The 16,481-nt window shown below is 34.8% G+C and carries 17 protein-coding genes; 9 read left to right on the forward strand and 8 right to left on the reverse strand.

Features of this window, described 5'->3' with window-relative positions; all coding sequences use genetic code 11:
* Nucleotides 1-42: 42 nt before the first annotated feature.
* The 3 genes from BELBA_RS00825 to BELBA_RS00835 all read right to left on the reverse strand — a co-directional run bounded on the left by BELBA_RS00825 (nt 43) and on the right by BELBA_RS00835 (nt 2,281).
* The gene (locus BELBA_RS00825) at nt 43-219 is read right to left on the reverse strand and encodes a hypothetical protein (protein ID WP_169315097.1); all 177 of its coding nucleotides are present in this window, start codon (nt 217-219) and stop codon (nt 43-45) included.
* A 52-nt stretch (nt 220-271) separates the two neighbouring features.
* On the reverse strand, nt 272-1,192 hold the full coding sequence (locus BELBA_RS00830; protein WP_014770856.1) for an IS1595-like element ISBeba1 family transposase: 921 nt from the start codon (nt 1,190-1,192) through the stop codon (nt 272-274).
* A gap of 168 nt (nt 1,193-1,360) precedes the next feature.
* Nucleotides 1,361-2,281, reverse strand: coding sequence for an IS1595-like element ISBeba3 family transposase (locus BELBA_RS00835; protein WP_014770857.1), 921 nt, complete (start codon nt 2,279-2,281; stop codon nt 1,361-1,363).
* Between the two features lie 197 nt (nt 2,282-2,478).
* Here BELBA_RS00835 and BELBA_RS00840 point away from each other — a divergent pair, with 197 nt between their 5' ends.
* Nucleotides 2,479-3,165 carry a protein kinase domain-containing protein gene (locus BELBA_RS00840; protein WP_014770858.1) on the forward strand — a complete coding sequence of 229 codons (687 nt, stop codon included), beginning with the start codon at nt 2,479-2,481 and terminating at the stop codon, nt 3,163-3,165.
* A gap of 595 nt (nt 3,166-3,760) precedes the next feature.
* Here the strand turns inward: BELBA_RS00840 and BELBA_RS00845 are convergent.
* The 4 genes from BELBA_RS00845 to BELBA_RS00855 form a co-directional block, all read right to left on the reverse strand.
* Nucleotides 3,761-4,363, reverse strand: coding sequence for a TetR/AcrR family transcriptional regulator (locus BELBA_RS00845; protein ID WP_014770859.1), 603 nt, complete (start codon nt 4,361-4,363; stop codon nt 3,761-3,763).
* 256 nt (nt 4,364-4,619) lie between these two features.
* A complete protein-coding gene (locus BELBA_RS19210) occupies nt 4,620-5,060 on the reverse strand; it encodes a DDE-type integrase/transposase/recombinase (protein WP_342626388.1) in 441 nt (146 codons plus the stop codon).
* On the reverse strand, nt 4,960-5,457 hold the full coding sequence (locus BELBA_RS20030) for a hypothetical protein (protein ID WP_245531112.1): 498 nt from the start codon (nt 5,455-5,457) through the stop codon (nt 4,960-4,962). The genes BELBA_RS19210 and BELBA_RS20030 overlap by 101 nt, the downstream gene beginning before the upstream one ends.
* Nucleotides 5,454-5,747, reverse strand: coding sequence for a transposase (locus BELBA_RS00855; protein ID WP_014770860.1), 294 nt, complete (start codon nt 5,745-5,747; stop codon nt 5,454-5,456). The genes BELBA_RS20030 and BELBA_RS00855 overlap by 4 nt, the downstream gene beginning before the upstream one ends.
* 207 nt (nt 5,748-5,954) lie before the next feature.
* On the opposite strand from BELBA_RS00855, the gene BELBA_RS00860 reads away from it, so the two are divergent.
* The 3 genes from BELBA_RS00860 (at nt 5,955) to BELBA_RS00870 (ending at nt 8,740) form a co-directional block, all read left to right on the forward strand.
* On the forward strand, nt 5,955-6,344 hold the full coding sequence (locus tag BELBA_RS00860; RefSeq protein WP_014770861.1) for a hypothetical protein: 390 nt from the start codon (nt 5,955-5,957) through the stop codon (nt 6,342-6,344).
* 687 nt (nt 6,345-7,031) lie between these two features.
* Nucleotides 7,032-7,355 (forward strand): SdpI family protein, encoded by a 324-nt coding sequence (locus BELBA_RS20445; RefSeq protein ID WP_014770862.1) that lies wholly within the window; start codon nt 7,032-7,034, stop codon nt 7,353-7,355.
* A gap of 350 nt (nt 7,356-7,705) precedes the next feature.
* The gene (locus BELBA_RS00870) at nt 7,706-8,740 is read left to right on the forward strand and encodes a BF3164 family lipoprotein (protein ID WP_014770863.1); all 1,035 of its coding nucleotides are present in this window, start codon (nt 7,706-7,708) and stop codon (nt 8,738-8,740) included.
* An 11-nt stretch (nt 8,741-8,751) separates the two neighbouring features.
* Here the strand turns inward: BELBA_RS00870 and tnpC are convergent, their stop codons facing one another.
* Nucleotides 8,752-10,194, reverse strand: a complete 1,443-nt coding sequence (gene tnpC, locus BELBA_RS00875; protein ID WP_245531113.1) for an IS66 family transposase — start codon at nt 10,192-10,194, stop codon at nt 8,752-8,754.
* Nucleotides 10,195-10,350: 156 nt separating this feature from the next.
* On the opposite strand from tnpC, the gene BELBA_RS00880 reads away from it, so the two are divergent.
* From BELBA_RS00880 to BELBA_RS00900, 5 genes are all read left to right on the forward strand, one after another.
* Nucleotides 10,351-10,911: a hypothetical protein gene (locus BELBA_RS00880; RefSeq protein WP_014770865.1), complete on the forward strand. Its 561-nt coding sequence runs from the start codon at nt 10,351-10,353 to the stop codon at nt 10,909-10,911.
* A 368-nt stretch (nt 10,912-11,279) separates the two neighbouring features.
* A complete protein-coding gene (locus BELBA_RS00885; protein ID WP_014770856.1) occupies nt 11,280-12,200 on the forward strand; it encodes an IS1595-like element ISBeba1 family transposase in 921 nt (306 codons plus the stop codon).
* Nucleotides 12,201-12,231: 31 nt separating this feature from the next.
* Nucleotides 12,232-12,426: a hypothetical protein gene (locus tag BELBA_RS00890; RefSeq protein WP_014770866.1), complete on the forward strand. Its 195-nt coding sequence runs from the start codon at nt 12,232-12,234 to the stop codon at nt 12,424-12,426.
* Nucleotides 12,427-12,477: 51 nt separating this feature from the next.
* Nucleotides 12,478-13,299 (forward strand): GLPGLI family protein, encoded by an 822-nt coding sequence (locus BELBA_RS00895; protein WP_014770867.1) that lies wholly within the window; start codon nt 12,478-12,480, stop codon nt 13,297-13,299.
* A 48-nt stretch (nt 13,300-13,347) separates the two neighbouring features.
* Nucleotides 13,348-16,020 carry a peptidase associated/transthyretin-like domain-containing protein gene (locus BELBA_RS00900; RefSeq protein WP_014770868.1) on the forward strand — a complete coding sequence of 891 codons (2,673 nt, stop codon included), beginning with the start codon at nt 13,348-13,350 and terminating at the stop codon, nt 16,018-16,020.
* Nucleotides 16,021-16,481 lie beyond the last annotated feature (461 nt).

Below are 16,481 nucleotides of genomic sequence, written 5' to 3' on the forward strand. Positions count from 1 at the left end.
AAAAAGAGCCCCACAGACCTAATAGTAGAGGGCTCTGTTTTCTTAATTTGTTACAACAAAGGTTGGCATTAGAAAACAACCTCCACCTGGTGAATTACAAGTTCCCCAATAAACCTGAGGCATCTCAGTAGTACTGGAAGGCGCTACAACATTTTCAGCAGGTTGATTAAAAGTAAAACCTGTACTGGCTATGATAGCTGCTGAAGAAGCTACTAACATAATTTTCTTTTTTAACGTTACGTTTTTCATAATTATTAATTAAAGTTTATGATTATCCGCTTGTATACAAGTAGGGGCAAATGCTTGCAATAACCAATCTGTCAAATAGTTTTTCACCAAAGTATCTTCGGTTTAGTTTGTAACAGAATTCATTGAGATAGTTTTGAAGCATCTTTTCTGAAACCATATGGTACTTCTGCAGATCTCTTTTGAGGTTACTTATTGCTATATGTACCCATTTGAGATTGAACTTACCTTCTTTTGTGGAGGATAGTTCGCTTACATGGACATCGATACAATCTTCTAGGTTAGAATAAGTCGTACTTTCATCAGTCTGAACCACAGCTTTCTTGTCAATCAGGCCTTTTATCAGTTTTTCGGCTGTTTTTGCCTTCAAGTTATCTATTTTGACCATCTTGAAATATCTGCAGCTTTTGTCCTTTTCTCCGGTAATTAAGTCTTCAAGAATAGATGATTCAGCCATGACAGCAACGGAAGCTTGTTTTTGACTTCCGCGTCCTTTCTTCAGCTTCATCCTTTCCGAAGATTTTGTTGCCTTGCTTACAAAAGCCTCATCATATTCAACCATATCCTCTAGTTTATATTGGCTATCACGTTTACCCATTGCTTCTCGGAGCTTGTGGTACAGCCTGAAAACAGTCTCGTATCTACTATGCCCCATCTGCCTCTGGAGTTCCAGGCAGCTAAACCCCTTCTTGGTTGCACTTACAAGTGTCATTGCAAGCAACCAGATCCTTAATGGCAACTTGCTGTTTTCCATAACGGTACCATTCTTCAGGCCTGTCCTAAATTCACAATGTTTACATTGAAACATATTGAGAGAATTAAGCCAGTAGTGTTCTCTGGACTTACATTTCTTACAAATAATGCCTTCCCTTTCTCTTTGTTCCTTAAAGAAATGAATGCAACTTGCCTCATCTGGATATCTTTCATTGAATTGTAGGATAGTCATGGCTTCTTTCTTTATTTCAAGCCAATTAAACACTTAAAATACAGCCCTGAAAGTTATTGACACGTATTGTCAAAGTATAAAATTTGCCTACTTGTACGTAGGCGGATATTCATATTAAAGTTTCATAAATATAATATAAATTACTAATAATAAAAATTATTTTTATGATTATCCGCTACTTTGCCAGTAGGGTTGGATAGAAGCAATAATAAGTCGGTCAAAGAGTCTTTCTCCAAAGTATCTTCGGTTTAGTTTGTAGCAAAACTCGTCGATGTAGTTCTGAAGCCTTCTTTCTGATATCATTTTATACTTTCTAAGATCACTTTTGAGGTTACTGATTGCTGTATGAGCCCATTTAAGGTTGAATCTACCCTCTTTTGTTGAAGATAATTCGGTGACATGGACATCCACGAAGTCCTCAAATTTAGCGTAAGTGGTACTGTCATCGGTTTGAAGAACAGCATCTTTATTGATGAAGTCTTTAATCAGTTTCTCTGCCGTTTTGGCCTTTAAGTCCTCTATTTTCTTCATCTTGAAGTATCGGCAGCTTTTGGATAACTTCTTTGTCTTAGGATCCTCCAGAATGGTTGATTCAGCCATCACAGCAACTGTGGACTTCTGCTGGGTTCCTCGGCCCCGATTGAGAGACTTCTTTTTCTGGGCTGAGGTTGACTTGGTGATGTAAGCTTCATCATATTCTACCATGTCTTCGAGCTTATATTGATCATCCCGCTTACCCATTATGACACGAATCTTATGGCATAAATCAAAGACGGTTTGGTAGCGAGTAAACCCCATTTGTCGCTGGAGTTCAAGAGCGGTAAACCCCTGCTTAGTGGCACTAAAGAAGGTCATGGCCATCAACCACTTACGAAGTGACAGATTGCTATTTTCCATCACAGTTCCACTTTTCAAACTGGTACGGAATCCACAACTTTTGCATTGAAACATACTTTTACTGTGGAGCCAATAGTGCTCTTTTTCCTCGCACTTTTTGCAAACCACGCCTTCCTGCTCTCGTTTAGCTTTGAAAAAGCTAATACAGGATTCTTCATCTGGAAAGCGCTCTTCAAACTTCAAAATATTCATGGTCAGAACCTTTGTTTTGACCAAGTAACCTCTCTTTAGCTTGATTACCAATCGATTGTCACCAACTGTCAGTATATAATTTGGCTACTGGCAGAATTACGTATATTCATAATTATTTTTATTTAATTACATTTACAATATTTTTATTGACATCATATACAAGTATTTAAAATGAAACACAATCAAAGAAAAAATATATGAATACCTTTGAAAAAAAATATAAAATCAATAAATACCGACAAGTATCAACAGAAAAGGTTAGCGAACTTTTGGCTTTTGACCATCCAAACTTGGTGAAAATATTTAATCTCAAAATTTTGGAGAAGGAAGTAATCATAGAAATGGAGTATTGTGATGGCGCTTCGGTAGGTGACATTCTACAATCCGCACAAATAAACATTGACTTTGTCAACAAACTTATAATCCAAGTACTTCATGGTCTTGATTATATCCATTCCAAAAAGATGTTACACGGTGACCTCAAACTGTCAAATGTTCTTGTGGATTCAGTACTTCAAAACCCTAATTTTAAGATTGGGGATTTAGACTCTATCAGACCTTTTAATTGCTCCTTTGAAACCAAATCATTTTATACTCCGGAAATTATTGCTCCTGAAGTCTATTTAGAAGGGAAAATGGATGAATATTCAGATATCTGGTCTTTCGGAGTTATGCTTTATCAAATACTAAGTTCAAAACTTCCTTTTGGTGATAGAAATGAATTTTCACTAAATGAGCTTAGAGAAAACGTTAAAAAAATAAAATTCGTCAATCAAGATCCAAGACTTTTTCCTGAACCCTACAATGATTTGCTATTAATGTGCTTAGTTGAAAAAGAGAATAGATATACTGCAAAGGAGCTTCTGGAAATCCTAGGTTATTAACCAATCATACGGATCGTTGCTATATGGGGGGGCACAAAAAAGGAAAGAAAAATAAAACTAGTAATTATAAAAATCCAAATTTTTTAAGCAGAAATATTTTTGGTCAAACCGTACAATGATATGTTTGATTCAGTATGTAGATAAATAACGAAAATCTATTGAAACGAGTAGGCAGGTTGAAAAAACTGGGGTTTATTGTCTAAGTCAATAAACTTTAATCACCAATAGAAATGGGATTGCTAATCCATTTTATCTGTATCTCGAAATTGCAAATTTTAAGAAGCGGAGTAATCCCGGAGGGATTGAATACAAAAGGTTATTGAACGCAGGTGAAACCTAGGGAAAAAGGAGCTGAACACACTCCACAATTCTGCAATTCTGGAGAAGTTGAATGCAATAGCTTTTAGAATCTGAAACTTCAGGAGAAAACTTAAAAAGAGTAGGCAGGTTGAAAACTGCAGGGAAATAATTATGCGAAAGGGAAAAGGTTAAAGGAGAAAGGGTGATCCGTGTCAAATTTTAAAAAGAGTAAGCAGTTTGAAAAAGCAGTGATTTAAGGTCCAAGTCAATAGACTTGAACCAATTTGGGGCTTATTTATTTTAGGAATATTTGGTTGATAAAGGAGATGGCATCTTTGATTTTTTGTTGGTCTTCTGTTGTGTTGAGATCAAGACCACAGAATGTGCCATTGTTTGAAGCTGCGTGTAGTCCCAAATAGTAGAGTGCAGCAACATTGATTGCAGATACAGCCCGAAAATCTACTGCGGTTTCTTTGATTTCTACTTTGGCTGCCTCAAAGAGCTTCTCGCCTACCTCTTCTCGTTTGGTAATAAATGATTTCATTAACTCATTCTCCTCGGAAACACTCCACAACATTAATTTTTTAAATTGATTATCTGTCAGTACTGTATCAAATTGCTTATGCAAATAATAATCAATGATTTGCCTTAATGAAAAAGGAGCATCATCGGAGATAGCGTCATTTACAGCACTTACCCTTGTGGACCAATAATCTTTATGTATAAAATAAGCTTCTAGTAAGTTTTCAAAGGTTTCATACTTTCTATATATATATGATTTGTCCACACCTGATTTCTTGGAAATGGCATTAATTCCAAGACCTTCATGGCCCTTTTTTGAAAAAAAGTCTTCAATTGCATGAAATAGCTTAGTATCATTATTACCTATATTTCCCATTGTTAATTAATTATTCAAGTGATTTTGTTAATTATCTAGATGAGTATCTGGAATGTTGCACGTTATGAAAGAAGAGGCATTACATTTTACGGATAAACATTTTTCAGTTCTATTTAACTATATAAGAACTATAACACTCCCCATTTGTTGGACCAAAAGTATCAGTTGCTAAGTTAATTTATTTATTTGTTAATACTTCTTTAGTTGTCCTATTTCCCAAGGGTACCCTTGGGAAATAGGACAACTAACTTTTACTTTATGCTGCTTTTCGGGTTGGCCCATAATATCTTTCCCCAGGCTTCTCCCTAGTGGTATGATGAACCTTTTGGTTGTAATATTCAATATACCATTTGACACCTTTGAGCAGGTCATAACCGTCCTCGCTTGGGTTCAGATAGATGTAATCATACTTGATCGACTTCCAGAACCTTTCAATATATACATTGTCCAAAGCCCTTCCCTTTCCGTCCATTGATACTTTGATATCCAGCCCTTCAAGGTAATTGATCCATAAGGCTGATGTGTACTGGCTTCCCTGATCGGAATTGACTATCTCTGGCTTACCATTTTCTCTGATGGCCTCTTCGATTACCTGCTTACACCATTTGGCGTCCTGACTGTTGGATATACCCCATGACAGTATCCTTCTGCTGTAAACATCCATGACTGCGGTCAGGAACATAAACCCCTTCTGCATCGGAATGTAGGTGATATCGGTTACCCACACTTGGTTGGGCCTTTTCAATCTTTAAGTTCCTGAGAAGATAAGGCCTGATATATTCACGCAAACCGGATTTGGTAAGGTTCTTCCTCCTGTAAAGGGTTTCCCTGCCCATCAGCCTGAAAAGCCTCCTGATGCGCTTTGGGCCGACAACGAAGCCCAGTCCTGTCAACAGATAGACCATCGACACAACGCCTTCAGTAGGGTGATCGGTAAGATGCCTGTCCATGATTCCCATCAGTTTCAGATTGATCTCGTTTTCCCCTTTTGGTTTGTAATATAGACTGCTTCGGGGAACCTCCAATACTTCACACTGTTTCCTTATAGAAAGCCCCTTATAATCGGAACAAACCAATGTCGCCCGGTCTTTCATATCCCCAGTTTCTTGCAGCTTTTTTTTAAAAAGTCATTCTCTACTTTTAGCTCTCCGATCTGGGCATAGAGCTGCTCAAGGGCAGGGCCTTCTTCCTTTTTCTTTGAATGATCCTTTTCAAATACAGCTGACATATTATCCAAAAACTCACCCTTCCACTTGGAGATAATCACAGGGCTAACATCGAACTTCTTGGACAATTCAGCCAATGTAAACTGATTCTTGATTGCTTCAAGGGCCACTTTTGCCTTGAACTCAGGAGAAAACTTTCGTCTTGTTTGCTTGTTCATAAGGTTAAATTTAAACGGTTTTTTTTAACTTAACCTCTGGTCTCAATTTTGGGGAGTATTATAAACCAATATAAAAGCAATTAAACAATATTATAGCCTTTCATCATGCAAGGTGGCATTTTTAATTAATTTATTCTTGAAATTTAATTTAAATTAAAAAACTCTCTAATTTTAACTTTTCAAACCTTCTTTCTAAATCAATACAACATGACCGAACTATCTGAGCAAGAGATTATCAAGTTTTTAAAAGAAAAAAGAAACTCATTGATCAATGAGATTGAAAAAATAGACACTGCATTGAAAGCATTGGAAGGTGTGGATTTTGTTAATTTCCCTAGCAACATTATCAAATCTGATGAAAGTTTTATACCAGACCAATATTCTGATAAACTTAAATTAGACAAGAAAATCTTGTTTGCACTCAAAGAAATTGAGAAGGGAGATAAATCTGAAATCATCCAAAAGATTCAGCAATTAGAACCCAAATCAGATATCAGTAAGTTGGAAAATTCTATTTCAGTTAGACTGAGTTACTTGAAAAACAATAATATTATCAAGGCAGATAAAAACGGAAGGAGTCTTTCGTATTTTTTATAATGTGTTGATGTGCATTTATATTTTCAGGGAACGACAGGTTGAAGGATACGAAGAACAAAGTACAATCCGCCACGTCACAAGTTAAGCCAAGTCATAGTGCTTTAAAACACACCTTTTGTTAAAATTTTATAATGAAAACCAAGATGTAGTTATGATAGTGCTATTTAACGCACTTTTCAAAGTATTATGTCTTTGATGATTTCCAAATCAGATTTTGTTGAAAAAATGGCGGCTGCATCCTTACTAAATGATACCGCTAAAAGAAATTAATACCAATCGTATCAGGGAAAATTAAAACAATTGATTAAAGTATAAGATCAAATAGAACGCTGATTTAGCGGATCAAACAGATGATCACTGATTCAAAAACGAAAAATACTATTCAAAGTTGATTCAAAAAAATATTGAAGGTGTAGATACAATCTACACCTAGTCGTGGAAACAGATGCAATCTACACCTAACTTTTGAAAAAAAATCTTTGAAATCCCCCAAAAATAGGTAAAAGATAGCGCTTCTTTATTTAGTATGGGATAATTACATATGTCTATTTTTTATTTTATTTTTTTTAATAAATTATAATTATATTTGATTTCATAGTTCTCGTTGAAAGAGAAATTAGTAGTAGTTCATATTGATTAATTTCAAAAATAATAGAATTTAAAATTTCAATTCTTTAATTTCTAAAAATGAATAAATTTCTAGTTGCAATATTGGTGCTAAACATTGTCACTACTTTAATAGTCATTCTTATCTATTTTGTTAGGCCAAAGACTATAAATCCAATTATTGGCTATAGGACTAAATTGTCAATGAAGAACCAAGTAAACTGGGATGTCTCACAAAATTATTTTTTTATGAATTGGATTTTCATACTTCCTATTATCTATCTAACTCAAATATTAATGCTCATTGGCGAAATACCGTTTAAATTTATCGGTTACATAGTTTTCTCAGAATTTATAGTTTTTACGCCAGCATTAACTTTTGCTACAGAAAGAAAATTGATATGATAAAATAACTTTTATGACACAGAAGAAAAATGGACCAATACCATCAAGAAATATCATATTGAGGGAGTTCATTTAAAAGCAGAGAAATCAGATGAAACTTATTTTAATGATCTGTTTGAAATAGGTCAAGGTTTCCCGAGGTATGCGCTTATCGAGAAGGAAGGTAAGCTTGTAACAATCTCCGCTCCGCAACCTCAGGACGAGTCTGCATTTGGCTTGATTCAAGAATATTTGAAGAAAGGAGATAGCTCCGCCAATTAGAAGTTTCTTAGTCTTAGCAGAGGAGGAAAAGCTAATTGTCTTAAACAGGGATCAAGCATCCACTTTAGTTGAATAAAGATTTTGAGAAAATGATGAAGCAATATTATTACAAATTAATCTATTTTATTCTACTTGTCTTACAAATTAGTTGTCAGGAGAAAGATCCAACAAAGAGATTCAAGATTTCAGAGGCAGAAATGATTGATGTGAGTAATAAAATCATTGATCTTGAAATTGAGCAAATCATCAAAAGACCACATTTAGAAATTCAAGATGATTATTTAATTGTTACTGATTTGTCCTCTCTCACTGATAGAGGGATACTTTTATTTAATAAAAACTCCTTAGAATTCGTTTCTAGAACTGGCATTCTTGGTGAAGGCCCAGGAGAAATCACTAGGTATGGACTTCTAGCTAATTCCAATAAAACCAATGAATTTTGGATGCCTGACTTTTCTAAACTCAGAATTTTCAATTTTAAAATTGATTCTGCTATCCTTGATTTAGATTATAAGCCCAGTGTCTCGTTACCATTTAATAATGAGAATTTTCTCACTAGATTTGAAGTTATTTCTGATAGTATGGCTGTTGGAGTAGCTTTGGAAGTATTAGATGTCAATTCTGCAAGAGTCAGATTAGGTAGATATAACTTAAACACAGGTAAAACATCATTTTTTGGATACGAGCATCCAAAATTAAAAGGGCAAAAAACAAGGGGCTTTTTTGATTATTCCCATAAAAATAAAATGATGGCATTGTCATACGCATTTCACGATCTAATTACGGTATTTGATCAAAATGGGCACTTGAAGTTTAATATATTGGGAGAAAAAGAATTTGATAATGAAAATGGAAAACTTGGTTTTTTTAGTCAAATAAAAATCACCCAAAACTATATAATAGCAGCCTATAGGAACAAACCAAGGTTTAGAATTGATGAAAACAAAAGGCCCATAAGCAATGGAAGTGAAATCCTCTTATTCTTCAATCTAGATGGTGAACTCATAAAAATTTATAATGTTGGTTTTGAGATAGATTATTTCAGCGTTGACGAAACCAATGCTAGGATATTCATTTCATTCCTTGATCGAGAAACCCCAATTGGATACTTTCAATATGATTAAAAACAATGTAACTACTCAGGTTGTAAATTAGCTATATGATTTAGATTTTCTAAGATATTTCCCGAACGTTTGATCAGGGTATCCACGACGGATCTTATAACACTGAAGTTTTCAGCTCCATTGTTGGATTTGAACTGTCCTGATATTTTTTGTTTCACCTTGATGTTGCGTATGGCTCTTTCAGAGGCATTGTTATCCGGTGGTACTTTTTGGTGATAGAGAAAAGTAAAAAGTGACTTTCTGTATTTCAGGAGTCTTTTTTGTAGGGATACTGCTTCTTTATGTTTTGACTCTACAGGTTGGGCGAGTAGGTTATCCATCTTCTCTTCAATGGAAGCAATACTCCTGCTATTCTCTGGATCTGATAGTTTTTTGAGTTTTCTCTTCAGTGAGATAGCTTCCCTGAACAGGGCCCTAAGGCTGTCAGCCCATTTAGATTTATAGCGTTCAACAATGTAGTTGAGCTCCCTAAGCAGATGTGCACAACAGAGCTGGTGCAGGTTTTCCGAATAGTTGAAGTATGCCCTCCATGCATCGTGGCACAATACTGCCTTTCCGAACCCATCGGGAAAATGTGTATTCATCGCCTTAAGTCCACGTGATTCAGATATAGCTAACAGGGTGAGTTCCTCGGTCTGATAAGTCCAGACCCACTGTTTGTTTCCATCCACTTTAGCCCCAGTCTCGTCAGCTCCTATCACAGGACTTTTAGAGACTGCCGTCTTTATCTTTGCATATATTGGTGCAGACTTGCGGGCAAACCTACCGATAATGTTATCGATACTCCCCTCGCTGAGATTAATACCGAAGCAGTCCCTGAGAAGTTCTTTCATCCTTCTATAGGGAACATACTGTCTGGCATGCAGATAACCGACAATGGTTTCAACACCGCTCCCGTACTGTATGGGGGCATTGATATTGTCAGGGAATGACCCACTGATCTTTTCTCCACAGGAACAGTTTTTGGAAAAGATTCTATGCTCGGTACATACCACTTTAATCACAGGAAGATCCAGGACCTGTCTTTTGGAGGACAGTTCTGCTGGAACCGCCGACAGATCACCACCACAGCAGGTACAGAATAAAGGGATGTGGTTTTCTATTATGTCCGGGGAGGATGTCATTTCAAGGGTATGGCCTTTGTGTCCAGGCTGACCGCCGGTTTTGCGCCCTGTATCCTGACGGAGACTCTGATTTTTTTTGGGGCGGTTCTCGTCTTTTGAAGGGGGAACCGAGCTGTTGCGGCTGTTTTTGGGATTACGGTAACGGGCAAGCTCATTTTCCAAATCGGATACCCTAGATTTTAAAGACTTGACCTGCTCCATAAGCTGGAGGTTCATCTTGATCAGTTCCTGAATAAGCGTATCCCTGTGGTCCAATATACTATAGAAATGTTTCCTGAATATCAGCACATAATCCCATGAATACCAATAATCCACGCTGTTTTTCCCCACAAAAAAATGTGGATAAACCAACTTTAAAGCTGATTTTCGTACATTCACATACAAATACGCATCAATACACCACAGAGGGCAACAAGACTCCAAATACTTGAATATTGGTCAGTAAATAATGTACCTGAGTAGTTACAAAACAATAAATTAAAATATTTGTACTTATTATTCTTTAGTTTATCAATATGGGTTTCATGTTCGGAAAAGAAAAATGATAGCACATATTATAAATTTGATAAATATCCTCGTATTGAATTTAATGAAAATCTTAAGTTGCTTATTGAAGGGGAATTATGTGATTTTGACTTTTCTAACTTAACTTTTCTAAATAAAGCAAAAATTATATCAATAGTTGATGGGTTTTGTATGAAATGTGTAATTAATGAAATTAACCAAAGGGATATACTTCTCCAAGAAATTACAAAAAACGATTCCCTTGGTCAGGTTATCTTTATAATGAACGTTTCAAAAGAAGGTTCAGTGATGTTTTTAAAACATTTTGAGCCATTGATTAATGTAAAAGGTTTAATACTTTGGGATGATGAGTATAATTTTGAAAATAAGAATAATTTATTAACATCAGATAAGAAATTGAGAACATTTCTGATTGATCATAATAATCAGATTAAGATTATGGGAGATCCAATTTACAATACGGATTTAATTAAAGAATACAAAATGATTCTTCAGGAAATTAATTTATCTTATTACAACTGAAATGATCTTAAAAAACAAGAAAACCATCAATTTCTACCTTGAACTACACAAAGAAAAAAATAGGATTTTAAAAAAGATTATTAATTTGAACTTAAAATAAGAAAATAATATTTTTATAAATCGAGGTATTCTATGTTTTTAATTGGAAAATTTTAATCAACCCAAAGTTAATGAATTTTTGAATTAACATAATAAAATAAATTAAAATTATATTATTCTTTATTATTTTTTTTATTATCTTAAATAATTATTTATATGAATATCCGCCTACGTACAAGTAGGCAAATTTTATACTTTGACAATACGTGTCAATAACTTTCAGGGCTGTATTTTAAGTGTTTAATTGGCTTGAAATAAAGAAAGAAGCCATGACTATCCTACAATTCAATGAAAGATATCCAGATGAGGCAAGTTGCATTCATTTCTTTAAGGAACAAAGAGAAAGGGAAGGCATTATTTGTAAGAAATGTAAGTCCAGAGAACACTACTGGCTTAATTCTCTCAATATGTTTCAATGTAAACATTGTGAATTTAGGACAGGCCTGAAGAATGGTACCGTTATGGAAAACAGCAAGTTGCCATTAAGGATCTGGTTGCTTGCAATGACACTTGTAAGTGCAACCAAGAAGGGGTTTAGCTGCCTGGAACTCCAGAGGCAGATGGGGCATAGTAGATACGAGACTGTTTTCAGGCTGTACCACAAGCTCCGAGAAGCAATGGGTAAACGTGATAGCCAATATAAACTAGAGGATATGGTTGAATATGATGAGGCTTTTGTAAGCAAGGCAACAAAATCTTCGGAAAGGATGAAGCTGAAGAAAGGACGCGGAAGTCAAAAACAAGCTTCCGTTGCTGTCATGGCTGAATCATCTATTCTTGAAGACTTAATTACCGGAGAAAAGGACAAAAGCTGCAGATATTTCAAGATGGTCAAAATAGATAACTTGAAGGCAAAAACAGCCGAAAAACTGATAAAAGGCCTGATTGACAAGAAAGCTGTGGTTCAGACTGATGAAAGTACGACTTATTCTAACCTAGAAGATTGTATCGATGTCCATGTAAGCGAACTATCCTCCACAAAAGAAGGTAAGTTCAATCTCAAATGGGTACATATAGCAATAAGTAACCTCAAAAGAGATCTGCAGAAGTACCATATGGTTTCAGAAAAGATGCTTCAAAACTATCTCAATGAATTCTGTTACAAACTAAACCGAAGATACTTTGGTGAAAAACTATTTGACAGATTGGTTATTGCAAGCATTTGCCCCTACTTGTATACAAGCGGATAATCATAATTATTTATTAATAAAACATGAAAAAATGAAAAAGAAAATCTTTTTATCACTAAGTTTAGCATTTATAGGAGCATCAATGGGGTTTGCGACACTTCAAGAAAACGAAACAACCTGTGTTCCTGTCACAACTTCTTGTCAATTCGAAACAATAGTATGTGGAGATGACATCTTTGAAATAATTGATGGAGCCATAGAGGCAGATGAATTATTGTGCCCTTAAATTAAAGTTCATAGAGAGTGATGAAAATCACTCTCTTTAAATTTAGAAACTATGTCAAAAATTTTAATTATCCTAATTTCATTTTTCGCTTCTTCTGAATTAAACCAGAACTATGTATCAACTCATATGGTTTATTATGAAGTCATATTTAAATCTGATTCTACAAATTTAGATTTCGTCTCAAGTGACTTAATGGTACTTTTTGTTGGAGATAAAAAGTCTAAATTTAGGAATTACTATCAAATGCAGAGAGATTCACTGGTAGCTGCTGCTAAAGAAAATGGCGTTGCCAATCCAGGTCTCATTCTTGGTCAAGTCAATCAAATACAAAAGCCTAAGTTTAAATACACAATAGTTAAAGATTGGAAGAACAAATCCTACAAATATTACGATCGAATAATACCAGATAATTTTGTTTTTGAAGGAACATTAGTCGCAGAAGATTGGGAAATTCTGGAAGAATTTGATGAATATGAGGGTTTCAAAGTGCAGAAAGCTATTACAACTTATGGAGGAAGGAATTTTGAGGCTTGGTTTACAACAGAAATCCCAATAAACGATGGCCCTTATGTTTTTGGGAATCTCCCTGGATTAATTGTAAAATTAAATGATACTAAAAATCACTATAGTTTTAATATGGTGGGTATTTCAAAAATGGAAGAAAGTTTAGATCACAATATGAATCCTGTTCCAATTAAAACTACTCGAAATAAGTATTTCCAATTAGAAGCTGATTTTAACACAAATATTTTTGAAAGGTTAGCTAGAGCTGGAATTACCATGACCGATCCAAATCAGGCTAAAGAAGTTCAAAATCGATATGATCAAAAGAATAATCCATTAGAAATTCAAATATTAAGAGATTCTAAATGAAAACATCAATCACCATTGCCTTATTTATTTATTAGTTTTGATTGATAAATGAAACGGTATAATGCAATTTTCCTATTCTTTTTCTTCAGCTTCCTATTGTTCAGCACTATTGCTATAGGTCAATCCATCATTTCAGGAAAGGTTACTGTAGCAAAGGAATCTTCATCAAGTTTTGGAGTAAATATTCTTGTCAAAAATCCCACAAGTCTTTCCACTCTTTCTTATGGGATTACCGATGAGGCTGGTAATTTTACTATCAAAGTACAATCTGATTCGGATAGTCTACTCGTGCTTTTTCGTTCATTGACCATACAGGAGTTTCAAATGTTTATACCCAACAAGACACAGGAATTGTTGGTGGAATTGGAAGAGGGCATACAAGAAATCCCTGAGTTCACCCTTAAATCTATCAAAAATCCTGTAACGTTAAAAAATGATACCTTAAGTTATGCTGTTGATGGTTTTACCAATCAAAATGACAGAGTAATTGCTGATATTCTTAAAAAACTTCCAGGTATAGAAGTGCTTGAAAATGGAAGGATTCTGTATGAAGGAAATGGTATTCAGAAATTTTATATTGACGGGATGGACTTGCTGGAAGGTAGATACAATTTAGCGAGTAGAAATCTTCCTGCAGATGCTGTTGAGTCTATACAAATTTTAGAGAATCATCAACCACTTAGGGTATTGGATAGTCTTGTTTTCTCTGACAAAGCCTCACTGAATTTAAAGCTTACACGAAAAAATGTCTGGTTAGGTACTGGAACTGCTGGAATCGGTGCAGCTCCATTTTTATATGAGGGAAAATTTAGCCCTATGACTTTTCGAAATGACTTACAGATGCTCTACAATTTACAAACAAATAATTCTGGAAAAGATATTGGTCAAGAACTTACTGTTTTAACACTAGAGGAGCTTCAGGAGAATATAGGTGCACAAGCAGATTTAAGACCTTGGTTTGGTTTACCCACACTATCGACTCCATCTATCAAGAAAGAACGTTTTTTATTTAACCAAAGTCAGATGGTTTCTGCTAATGTACTCAAGAGAAACCAAGGTGGAACAGATTTACGGACCAATATTTCATATTTACATGATAGCCAAAGACAGCAGGGAGGAATCAATACGGCTTATTTTTTACCAAATGATACTATTCAGCTTGTAGAATCACATCAAAACAGACTTTTATCTAGCGCCCTAGATGGAGAAATTTCTTGGATAAAGAATGAAAAAAAGTCATACCTCAAAAATAACCTCAATATCAATATCCTAAATAATAGAGAGCTGGGCATAAGTCGGTTAAATGAAGTCAATTGGGATCAACAAGCTAATTTACCTTTACTTTCCATCAGCAATAGTTTTCATACTTTAAAACCATTAGGAAAGCAATTGCTAAATATTAAATCTGATGTTGGATTTAGGCAAACAAATCAGAATTTTGAAGTTAGTCCTGGTAGCTTCGAGGAATTGCTCAACGACAATATGCCCTATGAAAGATTGAATCAAGAAATTGGCTATCAGTCCATTTTTGCGCATCATTCCATTGGAATAACCAAAGGCTTGCCCAGAAACTGGTCTTATTCAGGGAATGTAGGATTACTTTATGAAAATGAAAGTATGCAAAGCAATCTGGAAACAATGGTTGGAGATAGTGAGATGATCGTACCAGAACCATTTGTCAATGATCTTTCCTACAGCCAATTTAAGCCCTATTTAAATTCTCAATTAAATTTGAAACAGGAGAGTTTCAATTTACAATTCAAATTTCCCCTGAGTTATTTCAATATCAATGTGAACGATGGGCTGTTAACCGAGCAAAGTGAAGTTTCTAGATTGGTCATTGAACCTCAATTGTTTATGAAGTATTTTTTTACTGGAAAATGGAATACAACCTTAAGACTTTCAAGAAAAAATGACTTTAAAGGAATCAATGATATTCACTATGGATTTATAGTAAGAAATTTCCGGACATTTCAGCAAAGATCTACTTCTGTTCCAGGAGTCTTAAGGCATTCCTTAAATTATGGGATCAATTATCGCGACCCGATTAATTCCATTTTTTCAAGTCTAAATTATAGCTACACAGATACCAGAATGAATACCATCATGGAAAGTGAAGTGGCAGCATCTGGAGAAGTATTTTATCAGACATTGGATATGAATAATAGGGGGACAGGTCATCTTACAAATTTCAGAATAAGTAAATACTTACCTTTGATCAAAACAAACCTGACACTTTCTGGCAACTATCAAGTTCAAACTAATGAACAGGTTATAAATGGTATCTTGTCATCGGTAAAATTTGAAATATTAGGTTCTGGAGTAGAGGTTCAAGTTAACCCATCAAGGGTAGCAAACCTTACATATATAGCCAAACTAAATTTCATCAATTCTCAAGTAGAAGAAAGGAGTCTAGGTAGTATTAGACAGTTCAACCATGTGGCATCATTAGATCTTTTTATCAAAGAAAACCAAACTGTTACTTTCAAATGGGAGCATTATGACAACAGACTTTCGGGAAGTAGGGACTTAACTGGTTTCCTAGATGTGATGTATCAATATAAAATCAAAAATAGTCGTTGGGACCTATCTCTTCAAGGACAAAATATTTTAAACAACAGTAATTTCGGTACTTTTAGCGCTGATTCCTTTTTTATTCGTCAACAAAGTTTTCTATTGAGGCCAAGGCAAGTAATGCTGTTTATGAATTTTGCTTTTTAGGTTTCAATCAAATTTTATAAGTGCATTGGATTGATATTTCTTTCACTAGTCATGCCTTTAACATGCAAATAGAACGCTGATTGAACAGATTGAGCTGATGGTCACTGATTAAACAAGATAAACTTTTCATTATTCACCCTAAAAAATATTGAAGGTATAGATGCAGTCTACATAAAGACGCACAAACAAGATCAGTGATAACCCGCAATATCTGTGTCATCTACATGCCAATAGAACGCTGATTGAACAGATTGAACTGATGGTCACTGATTAAACAAGATAAACTTTTCATTATTCATCCTAAAAAATATTGAAGGTGTAGATTGAATCTACACCTAGCCGCACAAACAAGGTCGGTGATAACCAGCAATATCTGTGTCATCTACATGCCAATAGAACGCTGATTGAACAGATTGAACTGATGGTCACTGATTAAACAAGATAAACTTTTCATTATTCAC

The sequence above is a fragment of the Belliella baltica DSM 15883 genome (assembly GCF_000265405.1).
GTDB lineage: Bacteria > Bacteroidota > Bacteroidia > Cytophagales > Cyclobacteriaceae > Belliella > Belliella baltica.